Annotated in this window: 11 protein-coding genes; 2 read left to right on the forward strand and 9 right to left on the reverse strand. The window is 46.3% G+C overall.

Translation table 11 applies throughout. From position 1 onward, the window contains the following. Nucleotides 1-15 precede the first annotated feature (15 nt). Together rsmH and mraZ are read right to left on the reverse strand one after the other, a co-directional pair. Nucleotides 16-963: a 16S rRNA (cytosine(1402)-N(4))-methyltransferase RsmH gene (gene rsmH, locus K5Q92_RS13620; protein ID WP_220769546.1), complete on the reverse strand. Its 948-nt coding sequence runs from the start codon at nucleotides 961-963 to the stop codon at nucleotides 16-18. 28 nt (nucleotides 964-991) lie between these two features. Then, on the reverse strand, nucleotides 992-1,450 hold the full coding sequence (gene mraZ, locus K5Q92_RS13625; protein ID WP_220769547.1) for a division/cell wall cluster transcriptional repressor MraZ: 459 nt from the start codon (nucleotides 1,448-1,450) through the stop codon (nucleotides 992-994). A gap of 504 nt (nucleotides 1,451-1,954) precedes the next feature. On the opposite strand from mraZ, the gene K5Q92_RS13630 reads away from it, so the two are divergent. Then, the gene (locus K5Q92_RS13630; RefSeq protein WP_220769548.1) at nucleotides 1,955-2,311 is read left to right on the forward strand and encodes a hypothetical protein; all 357 of its coding nucleotides are present in this window, start codon (nucleotides 1,955-1,957) and stop codon (nucleotides 2,309-2,311) included. Between the two features lie 17 nt (nucleotides 2,312-2,328). Here K5Q92_RS13630 and glpK read toward each other — a convergent pair whose 3' ends face one another. The 7 genes from glpK to leuA all read right to left on the reverse strand — a co-directional run bounded on the left by glpK (nucleotide 2,329) and on the right by leuA (nucleotide 11,251). Then, the gene (gene glpK / locus K5Q92_RS13635) at nucleotides 2,329-3,810 is read right to left on the reverse strand and encodes a glycerol kinase GlpK (protein WP_220769549.1); all 1,482 of its coding nucleotides are present in this window, start codon (nucleotides 3,808-3,810) and stop codon (nucleotides 2,329-2,331) included. A 12-nt stretch (nucleotides 3,811-3,822) separates the two neighbouring features. Further along, nucleotides 3,823-4,356, reverse strand: coding sequence for a nuclear transport factor 2 family protein (locus tag K5Q92_RS13640; RefSeq protein ID WP_220769550.1), 534 nt, complete (start codon nucleotides 4,354-4,356; stop codon nucleotides 3,823-3,825). Nucleotides 4,357-4,665: 309 nt separating this feature from the next. Then, the gene (locus K5Q92_RS13645; protein WP_220769551.1) at nucleotides 4,666-5,979 is read right to left on the reverse strand and encodes an outer membrane protein transport protein; all 1,314 of its coding nucleotides are present in this window, start codon (nucleotides 5,977-5,979) and stop codon (nucleotides 4,666-4,668) included. 500 nt (nucleotides 5,980-6,479) lie between these two features. After that, a complete protein-coding gene (leuD, locus tag K5Q92_RS13650; RefSeq protein ID WP_220769552.1) occupies nucleotides 6,480-7,085 on the reverse strand; it encodes a 3-isopropylmalate dehydratase small subunit in 606 nt (201 codons plus the stop codon). A gap of 9 nt (nucleotides 7,086-7,094) precedes the next feature. Then, nucleotides 7,095-8,495, reverse strand: a complete 1,401-nt coding sequence (gene leuC / locus K5Q92_RS13655) for a 3-isopropylmalate dehydratase large subunit (RefSeq protein ID WP_220769553.1) — start codon at nucleotides 8,493-8,495, stop codon at nucleotides 7,095-7,097. Nucleotides 8,496-8,497: 2 nt separating this feature from the next. Beyond that, complete coding sequence (gene leuB / locus K5Q92_RS13660; protein ID WP_220769554.1) at nucleotides 8,498-9,592, reverse strand: 3-isopropylmalate dehydrogenase; 1,095 nt, start codon at nucleotides 9,590-9,592, stop codon at nucleotides 8,498-8,500. An 87-nt stretch (nucleotides 9,593-9,679) separates the two neighbouring features. Beyond that, entirely contained in the window at nucleotides 9,680-11,251 is a 1,572-nt protein-coding gene (leuA, locus tag K5Q92_RS13665) for a 2-isopropylmalate synthase (protein WP_220769555.1), read from the reverse strand. Nucleotides 11,252-11,771: 520 nt separating this feature from the next. On the opposite strand from leuA, the gene K5Q92_RS13670 reads away from it, so the two are divergent. Then, complete coding sequence (locus tag K5Q92_RS13670) at nucleotides 11,772-13,529, forward strand: histidine kinase (protein WP_220769556.1); 1,758 nt, start codon at nucleotides 11,772-11,774, stop codon at nucleotides 13,527-13,529. Nucleotides 13,530-13,533: the final 4 nt, after the last annotated feature.

Below are 13,533 nucleotides of genomic sequence, written 5' to 3' on the forward strand. Positions count from 1 at the left end.
TAAGCCTCTTATCGCTTATGCTTCGTATGGCAAACGCTCGGCTACACGCAGTACAGAACTTCGTGCTCTTGCATTACGTTCAACCTCTTCCGCCGATGGTTTAATCGCCTTACCCACGCCCTTTAGTTTGCGTGACTTATTAATCTCAGCCTCGGTAATTGGTAAGCCATGGGGTACGCTCTCACCTTGACTATTACGGCGAATAAAACGCTTCACCATACGATCTTCAAGTGAGTGGAAGCTGATCACCGATAGTCGTCCTTCCGGCGCTAAGACCGTCAACGCACCTTCTAGGGCTTGGTCGATCTGCTCAAGTTCACTATTGATGTAGATACGAATGGCTTGGAATACGCGTGTCGCTGGATGTTTATTGCGTTCCTTGCTCTTAGTGATCCGAGCAATTAAGTCAGCTAACTCTTTGGTGCGCAAAAATGGCGTCTTATCACGATCGGCCGCGATACAACGAGCGATATGGCGAGCATTCTTCTCTTCGCCATAGGTCTTAAATACCCATGCCATATCTTCAATTTCTGCGCGGGCAAGCCACTGTGCAGCGGTCTCACCTTGAGAGTTATCCATACGCATATCCAGAGGACCGTCACGTAAGAAACTAAAGCCACGCTCGGCATCGTCTAACTGTGGCGATGACACACCAAAGTCCAGTAGCACACCATCGATCTGGCCTTTCAAACCTAAATCTTCAACATACTCAGCTAACTGGCCGAAACCACCATGAACAATCTGAAAACGACTATCGTCTTTAAACTGCTCTGCCGCAGCAATAGCCTGCGGATCGCGGTCGATAGCAATCAGCCTTCCATTCGGTCCAAGCTCTTCAAGAACTTTTCGAGAATGACCACCGCGACCGAATGTGCCATCGATATAGATGCCATCGGGTCTTATGTTTAAGCCTGCAACGGTTTCCGTTAGCAGCACTGATAGGTGTTCAAATTCTTGTGTCATGGTTTCTTCTACTTTTAAGTATCACTGGTTACAGTGAGAAATCTGCCAAACGTTCGTTAGCAGCCAAGTCTTCATTAAGAATCGCTTCGCGACTCTGCTCAATCTGTTGCTGCCATGCAGCTTCGTCCCATAACTCAAACTTATTGAGTTGGCCCACTAACATTGCCCGCTTATCTAAGTTGGCATATTGACGCAATGGGGTCGGCAATAACATACGGCCATTACCGTCTAATTCACACTCATGAGCATATCCGAGCAATAATCTTTTCATCGCTCGTTCGGTAGGCTGTGTGTCGGAAAGAGATGCGAGTTTAGCAGCCACTTGCTCCCACTCATGAATGGGATACAGCAGTAAACAAGAGGATTGAATATCTACAGTGATAACAAGTTGATTATTATGGCGGGCATGCAAGGTCTCACGGTATCGCTTAGGTATTGCGATCCGGCCTTTTGCATCTAGATTAATAGCGCTTGCCCCTGAAAACACCTTATATCATCCCTGTTGCTCTATAAAATATCCCACAAATATCCACATTTCCCCACAACAGCTAAGTTTAGGGATAGAACGCAAGGCTTGTCAAGGAAAGCCGCAGATTTAAAAATCCAGTAACCAAGCGGCCTAGCAGCCAATTTTGTTTCATTTTAACCAAAGCTGTTAAAGGGGATTTATGTGGGGATTTAGGACCCTATAAAGCTTAAAAAGCAGCAAAAACAGACAGAAGAGTGGTGTTAACTGTAATAGTTAAGGCCATATTGTGGACTTTTTTCCCATAATGATAATGTTGTTGAGAGGAAGAATTAACCCGATAGAGCCATTTACCTCTTAGAAGCTGCACTACAAATACAGAAAATATTAAACATAATTAATTAACTAGCCAAATTTACTTCCAGCTCTCGTGAACGACTCCCCCCTCCCTTCACTATAAACGGCTAAACTTTGACCACAAGCGGTCGATATATAGGTAACTCCATAGAAAATGAGGAGCTGAAAATGATTAGCTTAGATAGTGTTTACGCCATGCTCGCTAAGCCTGTTACGTCAAAGCTTAAACCAAAACTGCAAGTTAAAAAGCTCGACAAAAGCGCGCCAATAGCAGCTGACAGCCATGAACAACCACAGTCACAATTGCCACCGCATTTGGAGAGACGCACCTCAACTAGCGATAGACGTAAGAACCAGAGAATTGCTTATCAACTAGATCCAAGGCTTGAGAGAAGAAAAAGCTCAAGGCGAGATAGGCATGCCCAAAAAGAGCCTGAGGAAAAGGTAGAGCAAATGCCACTACGATCGAGTCAAAGCACAGAAGCTTCTGACTCGACTCATACTCGAATCGACATCAATGTCTAACCGAGGCTTCCACTGCTTTAACGAGTTCTTTCAACCGCGCTTTGCCAGCCTTGATATAGACTTTCTCGCTTTTGTGCACTTATCTGTGGTGTAAAGTTACGCTCTATTCCCGCCTTATGTTTTAGCTCATCGGTTGATCTCCAAAATCCGACTGCTAGGCCCGCAAGGAACGCGGCACCCAGCGCAGTGGTTTCAGTCAATTCAGGGCGCATCACCTCAACGTTAGTAATATCTGCCTGAAATTGCATTAAGAAATCGTTGGCCACCGCGCCACCGTCAACCTTGATCTGCTTAAGCTCGACACAGCTATCTTTAGACATGGCGTCTAATAGATCGCGGCTCTGATAGGCGATAGCCTCAAGCGCCGCTCGAATAATATGATTACGATTAGCGCCTCGGGTTAACCCCACTAACGCTCCTCTCGCCTCTGGATCCCAATAGGGCGCTCCCAATCCGACAAATGCAGGGATCAGATACACGCCATTGGTATCTTCCACCTTTTTGGCAAAGTATTCGGTATCTTGCGCATCACGGATCAGTCCCAGTTCATCTCTGAGCCACTGCACCGTTGCTCCCCCCATAAATACCGAACCCTCTAGCGCGTAGTTAACTCCGCCATCGGCTCCGATCGCTATGGTGGTTAATAACCCATGCTGAGACAGAACGGCTTCAGTCCCCGTATTCATCAACAAGAAGCATCCGGTACCGTAGGTGTTTTTTGCCATCCCCTCTTCGATACACAGCTGACCAAATAGTGCCGATTGCTGATCGCCCGCCATTCCCGCTATCGCAATATGACTGCCTTCTCCCGCGATACGGGTATAACCATAAATTGCTGAAGAGGGTTTTACCTCAGGCAGAAGTGAGCGGGGAATATCGAATGCCTGCAACAGCTTCTCATCCCACTCTTGGGTATGAATATTAAATAACAGAGTGCGTGAAGCATTGGTCGGATCCGTGACATGCACCTTGCCCTCGGTAAGTTTCCAAACGAGCCAAGTATCTATGGTGCCAAACAACAGTTCACCTTTCTCAGCTCGCTCGCGCACGCCTTCAACGTTATCTAAAATCCACTTTATTTTTGTGCCAGAGAAATAGGGATCGAGTAATAATCCCGTGGTTTGTTTAACGTAATCCTCTAGCCCCCTCGCCTTGAGTTCATCACAGATGCCACTGCTGCGACGACACTGCCACACAATGGCGTTATAAACGGGCTTGCCTGTCATCTTGTCCCAGACGACCGTTGTTTCACGCTGATTAGTAATGCCGATAGCCGCCACATCTTCGCTGTGAATATCAGCCCGGGCCAAGGCTTCGATAAGTGTCGAGCTTTGAGACGCCCAGATCTCCATCGCATCATGCTCTACCCAGCCAGGTTGGGGATACATTTGACTAAACTCGCGCTGAGAGCTGGCAACCATCTTGGTACCGTGATCAAACACAATCGCTCTAGAACTCGTTGTGCCTTGGTCGAGTGCTATGATGTATTTCTTTGACACTTATACTTTTCCTTATTGGCGGGTTTCTTTTAATAAGCCGATCTCTGGCTGAACAATTTCAGGGCTGGGCACTTCTACCCAAGGCGTCTCATCACAGACATGACTAGGGTAAAACCATACAGCATTAATTTTATCACCTGCTAGCTGATAAATACCTAGGCTACATTGGCTATGCAACTCTCCTTCATGGCTCCAAGTTACCTCTTCCACCGTACTCACATAGTTAGCCGAAACCAAGATCTGCCTTAAGCTAGCCTTAGCATCTGTGAGGCTAGCAAAGTAGTCTGTCATCGCTGCACCAAGCTCTTGCTGAGTTGAGGTCTCGATATCCATCTTATTGCCTGATAAGTTAAACCAGTGCACATTAGGCGTTGTATGCTGTAGTAACTGCTCTACGCTATGATTATTAAAGCCTTGAATAAACTGCTTTACTACCTGCACAGACTTAGGCTGAGCATCTGAGCTTAGTGTCTCATTCGCTGCGACCTGTGACGCTAACGTTAAAAATACAGAACCTACGGCGAGCAACCAAATTTTGGGTTTCATGGTGAACCTCTTGTTTATTTTGATATGTTAAAGCTAATAGATTAGTAATAGCACAGCCATGAATGATTAATACAGAAGCGTCATCCTAGGCAAGCTGTATCTCTTTTATCATGAAACTGGATAGCCAATCCAACTCAAGCGTAGCTCCGCCAAAGAGCAGGCACAACCCCTCTCCGATGCCGTCCATAGCATTCGAGGATTCATAGATAGTTAGTTCCTATACAAAAAAGCCCCGCAAATGCGAGGCTTTTGATTACAAGGGGCAGCGCTAAGGCAGCCCTATCGTACTAATACCGGTCAGTACGAATATTAGAAACGGTAAGTCGCTTGAACACCAACTAGTGCGATGCTACCGCTAGTTGTACCAGAGAAAGTACCGCCAAATGGAGCTGAAGATAGATCTGAGTCAATACCTGGACGAGGCTCAACTACCGGTGACTCGTCAGCAAAGATATAGGTGAAACCTAGATCCATATCGAAGTTGTCACTGAAGGCATAACCCATACCAGCACTTAACCATAAACGATCCATTTCAGGGATAGTTAAAGTACGGTTTGCATCAGATACAGCAGACTTATCGTAAGCTACACCGCCGCGTAGAGAGATCTTCTCATTTAGCTGATATGTCGTGCCAACAGCAAAGCGGTAACTATCTTCCCAATTTTCTTGCTTAACCAACTGAGTTGGGTTTGAAAGCGCAGGGATCTGTGCTTCCAGCTTTTCAAATGAACTCCAATCAGTCCAGTTAACACTTGCATGAATCGCTAACTTTTCTGTTAACTGGTGGAAAGACGCAAGTTCAGCCGTTGCTGGTAAAGATAGTTCCATCGAACCATCTAGTTTCATGCTAGGGTCAAATGGATTAAAGGCTAAACCATTTGCTTCGCCTTCAAGGTTTAGATCAACAGCAGAGCGGTAATTAAGACCGATACGGTTGTTAGCATTAATCTGCCACGCACCACCTAACTGCCAGCCCCATGCCGTGTCATCACCTTCCATGTACTTAAGTGTGGTACCTTTTGGAAGAATAGCGTTACCCAGCTCTGGTGGAAGAGTGACATCAGCAGAGCTCTTAGCGCCAATGCTACCTTCGCCTAGAACGAAGCGAATACCAGCGCCAACACTGAACTGATCGTTAATGCGGTAGGCAACATTTGGGTTGATTTCAACAGTAGTCACAGATGCTTCGTTACCGAACTGAGTTCCACGGAAGTCATCGTCTAGCTCTGTCGCCATACCGAAGTTACTACCAATACCTAAACCTAGGAACCACTGCTCATTTAACTGGTGCGAAACGTAGAAATTAGGCACGACAGCATCACCTGCAATATCTTTTGCAGAAGTAGGGTTAACGCCGTCTACATATGTCACTTCACCATTGATATCGATGTTTGGCATAACCAAAATCGCGCCGGTAGTCATCTGCGTACCTTCAAGGTAAGTCAACATCGCAGGGTTGCGATTTTGTACTGCTGCGCTATCGGCCATCGCCGCTTCACCCGCGTACGCGCGACCTAATCCCGTTGCAGAGTATTCAGCTAATTGAAAACCAGCCGCTTGAACCTGTGTAACTGTCCCCAAAAGTGCTGTACTAACAGCAAGAGTAATTAAACGCTTATTCATCTGTCATCTCTAATTATGTAAAAAAGAAGTAGAGTATTAACTCCACTTTTTAATGACGGCGATTCTACAACTGCAGAATATCTTTACAAGTACTTTATAAAAAACAGCACAAAACACTAGTCAATATAAGAAAAAACAGACTAAAACCGGACAAGATCACATTTCAGTGGAGAAATAGGAGGTACAAACTCAGCACTTTCGTCGCTGAAGCGTTCACAATCAAAAGCAAAAATAAGATTAATAACCATAAAATACAAATAGATATTACAAGCAAATCACTGGGACATGTGTACACCTATTTTTCAGCCAATTTACAGCACAAATCACTAGCACTTCAAATCAAAGCAAATGGAAGTTAAAAGGCAAAAATAAAAATCAATAAAAACAAAAACAAAGATAAGCATTGCACCCAAGATAAGCAAAAGCCACTTAGATAAATATCTAAATGGCTTTTGTAAAACACACGACTGGTACAGCTGTACGCTAAATTTTAACGTATTCTAGCCTCGCCACTGCGGAATGTTTTTTTCGTAATTAGCAATTGTATCTGCATGTGACAAGGTCAAGCCGATCGCATCCAAGCCATTGAGTAGGTTATGCCTCGCAGACTCGGCAATCTCAAAGCTAAATACGCAACCCGAAGGTGAGGTCACCGTTAACGCCTCGAGATCGACATTAATCTCTGCGCCTACTTGCGCTTCTACTTCGACCATAAGCTGCTTCACTTCGGCGTCAGTTAACCTAACAGGCAGCAGTCCATTATTAATTGAGTTGCCATAGAAGATATCGGCAAAACTCGAAGCGATGATCACCTTTAGGCCAAAATCGGCTAACGCCCACGGTGCGTGTTCGCGGCTCGAGCCACAGCCAAAATTTTCCTGTGACACTAAGATAGAAGCGCCCTGATAGCGTGGCTTGTTCAGATTAAAGTCTGGGTTTGGCTTATCACCTGCATCATCTAAATAGCGCCAGTCGTGAAAAAGGTGTACACCAAAGCCGTCACGAGTCACCTTAGAGAGAAATTGCTTAGGGATGATCTGGTCGGTATCCACGTTTGCACTATCAATGATAACCGCAAGCCCTGTGTGTGAGATAAATGGTTGCATGACTTGCTCCTAATACGGTTTGCGAATATCTACAAAGTGACCAGCGACCGCAGCGGCTGCCGCCATAGCTGGGCTCACCAAATGAGTGCGACTACCACGCCCCTGCCTGCCTTCGAAATTACGATTACTGGTCGACGCGCAGCGATCGCCCGCTTCCAACTTATCATCGTTCATCGCCAAACACATAGAGCATCCAGGTAGGCGCCATTCAAAGCCAGCTTCTAAGAAGATCTTATCTAAGCCTTCCGCTTCCGCTTGCTCTTTAACTAGCCCAGAGCCCGGCACCACAATGGCCTTAACGCCATCGGCAACCTTACGGCCTTTGGCATGCACGGCTGCGGCACGCAGATCTTCAATACGGGAGTTAGTGCAGGAACCAATAAAGACCTTATTGATACTGACATCTGTCATCAAGGTGCCTGCGGTTAAGTCAACGTACTCTAGCGCCTTCTCGATACTGTTACGAACTGTGGCATTGGTCGCATCAGCGGGGTTAGGTACTAGCTGATCAATCGCAACAACTTGCCCCGGATTGGTTCCCCAAGTCAGTTGCGGCGCGATGTCTTTAGCATCCAGCACTACTGTGGCATCGAATACTGCCCCCTCGTCAGTTTTTAGCTGTTCCCAAGCTGCAATGGCTTGGCTCCAACTATCACCTTTAGGTGCAAACTCTCGCCCTTCGAGGTATTCGGCTGTTGTCGCATCTGGAGCTATCATGCCCGCCTTCGCGCCCATCTCGATGGCCATGTTACAGACCGTCATGCGCCCTTCCATCGACAAGGCTTCTATCGCCTCACCACAGAACTCGACCACATAGCCTGTGCCGCCATCCATACCTATCTTACCTATAATGGCAAGCACGATATCTTTAGCGGTGATCCCCGGAGCCACATGACCACGAACCTCTATCTTCATCGTCTTGGCTTTTAGCTGACGCAGTGTCTGAGTCGCCATCACATGCTCAACTTCTGAAGTACCAATACCAAATGCTAGCGCGCCAAAGGCGCCATGAGTGGCGGTATGCGAATCACCACACACGATGACAGTACCCGGCAGAGTAATGCCAAGCTCGGGGCCCATCACATGCACAATACCTTGGTTTTTATGGTGGATATCATAAAGACGTACACCAAACTCTTTACAGTTGCGCTCTAGGGTTTCAACCTGAGTACGGGCCATCGGGCTTAGCGCATCTAAACTGGCACTGATGGTTGATGTATTGTGATCCATAGTGGCGAAGGTTTTCTCTGGCGCACGTAACTGACGGCCAGCAACTTTTAATCCACTAAAAGCCTGCGGTGAGGTCACTTCATGCACTAAGTGCCTATCGACATAGATGATCGGTGCCTCACCTTCGGCGGCAACGACCACATGACTGTCCCATACTTTTTCATAAAGTGTCTTAGCCATGATTACGCTCCCTCTCTTACTAACTTAGAGATGTAATCACCCATCTCACTGGTCGATTTGGCATTATGGCGCTCCTCGCTAGGCAACAGTTCTCCTGTTAGATAGCCGTCACTCAAAGCTTGTCCTACTGCATTTTCAATGGCTGTAGCCGCCTCTTCCAACTTAAGGCTATGGCGCAACAACAAGGCTGCCGACAGGATCTGCGCCACAGGGTTGGCGATACCTTGGCCAGCAATATCTGGTGCACTGCCACCCGCAGGCTCATAAAGACCAAAACCTGAACTGTTCATGCTGATTGAAGACAATAACCCCATAGAACCTGTCAACATGGCGATTTCATCGGAAATGATGTCACCGAAAAGGTTTGAGCACAGCATCACATCGAACTCGTCAGGACGACGTAACAGCTGCATGGTCGCATTATCGATATAAATGTGTTCTAGCTCGACTTCGGGGTAGTCTTTAGCGACCTCTTCAACCACTTCGCGCCACAAAACTGAGCAGGCAAGCACGTTAGCTTTATCTACCGAAGTCACTTTCTTACGGCGCCCCAAAGCTGTTTCAAAAGCAATTTTTGCGATGCGACTAATCTCTTTACGGCTGTAACGCATGGTATCGAAGGCTTCTTCATTTTCACCTTCACCTTGGCGCCCTTTAGGCTTACCAAAATAAATACCACTGGTTAGCTCACGTACGCACACCACATCGAACCCCCGAGAAGAGATATCGCTGCGCAGTGGTGACATATGCTCTAAGCCTGAATGTAATTTAGCCGGACGCATATTACAGAAAAGCTCAAAGTGACCGCGAAGAGGCAGCAGCGCACCACGCTCTGGTTGCTCGTTTGGTGCTAAGTGTTCCCACTTAGGACCACCGACCGAGCCAAATAAGATTGCATCTGCAGCTTCACAGCCCTTCAACGTTGCCTCAGGAAGTGGACAACCATGATTATCGATAGCCGCACCGCCTACATCGTACTCTGAATATTCGATAGAAAGTGTAAAACGCTCCTCTACCGCTTTTAACACCTTACGTGCTTCAGCCATCACCTCTGGCCCAATGCCATCTCCGGCCAGTACTGCAATCTGATAACTCATACTTCGGCTCACTCCTGTGGTTTATTCTTCAATTTTATTCTTTAAACTTGTTCTTGCGCTCATAGCCATTAGGGGCAATTCGTCAGCTTACACGCCGCCGAACTCTTGCTGATTCTGTTTAATTCGCTGCTTACAATCGGCGACTTTATCGGCGCGCCAAGTTAGGTTCATCACATGAATTAACGCCTTAGCCGATGCTTCAACCACATCGGTCGCAAGGCCGACACCATGGAAGTTTTGTTGCTGATAGTTAGCGGTGATATCCACCTGACCTAAGGCATTTTGCCCCTCGCCCTTTGCGCTTAACTGATAGCTGGTAATATTGATTTCACAGCCACTTGCACGGGCAACAGCCTTATAGGCCGCATCGACAGGGCCGTTGCCAGTCGCAGCTTCGGTAATGATTTCACCGTCAACCGCAACCTTTACCGTTGCCGTCGCACTGCCCTCTGTAGAGTCGGAGTGCACCACTAACTGCTGCAGCTTAAAGTGATCATCCGCTTCAGCCTGTGCTTCCATAAAGGCTAATGCCTCAAGATCGTAATCAAACACTTGGCCCTTCTTATCTGCTAGTGCAAGGAACTCTTCATACAAGACATCCATATCATAGTCTTGCTCACCGTAACCAAGCTCTGTCATACGATGCTTAATCACATGTCGCCCTGAGCGTGAAGTCATATTCAAGTTATTACGATTTAAGCCAATGCTTTCAGGCGTCATGATCTCGTAAGTGTTTTGCGCTTTTAGCATGCCATCTTGGTGAATCCCCGAAGAGTGGGTGAATGCATTGGCACCAACGATCGCCTTGTTAGCCTGCACCGGCATATTACATAGCTGGCTAACTAGGCTTGATGTGCGGTGGATCTCTTTGGCGTTAATGCCTGTCTCTAATCCTAACTCACCCTTACGGGTCGATAGGATCATGGCAATCTCTTCGAGCGAGCAGTTACCCGCACGTTCACCAATGCCATTTACGGTACACTCAATTTGGCGAGCACCATGCTGCACGGCAGTAATAGAGTTAGCAACAGACAGGCCTAAGTCGTCATGGCAATGCACCGAGATCACCGCCTGATCGATATTGGGTACGCGATTAAACAACGTCTGAATGATGCCGCCAAATTCGCTCGGTACCGTATAGCCTACGGTATCTGGGATATTGATGGTTCGCGCGCCAGCCTTAATGGCTTCCTCCACCATACGACACAAATTATCGATAGGCGTACGCCCAGCATCTTCACATGAAAACTCCACATCATCGGTAAAGCGGCGAGCATACTTCACAGCCCCAACCGCCATATCGAGCACCTGATCGAATGAGCGCTTCAACTTACTCTCAACGTGAATCGTCGAAGTTGAAATAAAAGTATGAATACGGAACTGCTCGGCCACCGATAACGCCTGCGCCGCAGCATCAATGTCTTTTTCTAACGCCCGCGATAGCGCACAAACGCGGCTATTTTTAACTGTCTTAGCAATGGTTTGTACCGACTCAAAATCCCCAGGAGAGGAAACTGGAAAGCCTACTTCCATCACATCGACACCAAGACGCTCTAGCGCGAGTGCAATCTGAAGTTTTTCCTTAACCGTTAAGCTTGCCGCTAATGCTTGTTCACCATCACGTAGGGTGGTATCAAATATAATCACTCGGTTAGACATCTATCTCTCCATTGAACATCACTGTTCCGTTATGTGTTCACTCTGCTTGTTACGATTAAAATACAAAAAACCCCGCTCTATATGCGGGGTTTATTAATGCAGGCTTATTTTAAAGCGTATAGCACTAAGTCCTCCGCGCAGGGGCTGCGAGAATGAGAATAAGGAGTCCTAGTAGTGCATTGGAATACATCTTCACTTTTATTCAACCTAATTAAATAAATATGCTCAACAACGCTGTTGAGTCGGTTAATTTTTAACTTGCATAGACATCGGTGTCAACCATAAATTCGCTTACTAAAGTTATTTTCAAGCTTATTATTGCTCATAAAAACCACAAAAAAGATGGATAATTGCGCAAAAATAAACTTATACGCCTTTTATTATCAATAGAGCATGCATTGTTCAGGTATATCGCAATATTCTCGCGCCTCAAGCTTTTTATGCATCTTTTATTTAGATTAGTTATAATGCGGCTTAAGTTGGAGAAAGCGGATAAGGATTCCCTCTGAAGCGTTTCAAAATGGACTTACGCCTCATAAGCCTCAGCTTTATGCTGTGGCTTTCGCCTGCGCATTCCTTAACACTAGAGCAGCTAGACCAACTTAATATCTCAGTATTTCAATATCCCAGCGAAGCGTTAAATAGCATTAATGATATTGAACAAGACCTCCATGCTAATTTGAACCCGAACGCCATCGCACTACGCATAAATGCATTTAAGTGCGAGGCCTATCTGCAACTTGGCGAGAATGCGGCAGCATTAAACTTAGCTCGACTCAATCAAGCAAAAGCGAAGCAGTTAAGACTTGATGAAGCTCGCCCCTACTTTCTCAACTGTATGGCTCAAGCCTATCTTAACTATGGCAACTACCAACAAGCATTACCGCTAATTCACTCGGCTATTGCTATGTCACGTCGCTTAGAGCAGCCACAAGCACTTATTAATGGGTTATGGATCAGAAGCCAGCTTGACGCACAGGTACAACACAATGACACCGCAATTGAAGATCTGCGTCTAGCGCTGGATCTCTACCCACAAGTTAGCAAGCAAAATGAGCACTGGCTGTTAACACCCCTTCCCTATTTAAATATTGCCATGGCGAAATTGATGATAAAGGAGGGTGAACCTAAAGAGGCAAGACTCTTCTTAGATAAAGCGCTTAGCGATCCACTATCAGGGGGGAAAATAGCCCTCAATCTTTCGATCGATGCCGCTAAGATCGCGCAACTCAACCAGCAAGCTGAGCTGAGAGAAGAGTACATTCAAGCTGCACGCACCATGCTGGCCGAGTTAGGTAGCTCATTTGAACTGGCCAACGCCTATAAACAGATCGCTTTTATCGATTTTAGCAGTGGCAAATACAGCAGCGCAGAACAGTTATTACATCTGAGCATCAATACTTTCAAGAAAGAGGCTAATACCAATGCAACCATAGGAGCGTTGCATTTACTGGCACAAGTAAACCTAGCTCAAAGTGAGGAGCGACTAGGTCTTGAACAAATGAGCGAAGCAATTGGGATAGCAAAACAAAAAAAACTATATACTGATCTTAAGCTTTGTTATGCCGTACTAGCAAAATACTTCGCTTCTAAGCAGAACTATGAGCTGGCCTATGATTATCAGTTGAAACAGTTCCAAGCAGCTGAAAATGAAACCCTCTTTATACAAAGAATTTGGCTCTCCTATTTAAAATCAGATCTAAGCCGTCAAAAGCAGCTCTCCTACGAACAAAAAAATGCCACCGCAGCGGTAATCCCCACCTCGGTTTTGCCCGCCTCAGTGCTACCCGTTCTACTGATTCTGTGTAGCTTTGCTATCTTTATATTCTGGAGTCGTAAGCGCTCACCTAGAACTGCTAAAGCGCTCGATAGGCCGATTTCAATAAAACCTAATGCGACTGGCGTGCAGAAACTCGAAGATATGCTCAATATCAGTAAACAGGTGAACTATCCCCTATCATTACTGGTTCTCGATACTAGCGGAATGTTAAGCAGCGAGCTGCCAGCAATAGTTGAGCAGTTAAAGACAAAGCTTAGGGAGCAAGATCTAACCCTGCTGGGGGCTGATAAACAACTTCTCATCATGTTGCCTCACACGTCAGAGGCGAGGGCTAAAAAAGTCATCGAGCAGTTAACCGGAACAGTCGCACTTTGGAAAAGTGATAGTAAAGTGAATATTGGCCTTGCCAGCATGCAGCAATTTGACAGCTTACAATCGATGATTAAGCGTGCCAGAGTTAGCCAATTAAGAAGGCAAAAGCCCGCCAACCTTAATTAATAAC

Origin of the sequence: Shewanella sp. MBTL60-007 (genome assembly GCF_019654915.1) — a bacterium.
Classification (GTDB): Bacteria; Pseudomonadota; Gammaproteobacteria; order Enterobacterales; family Shewanellaceae; genus Shewanella.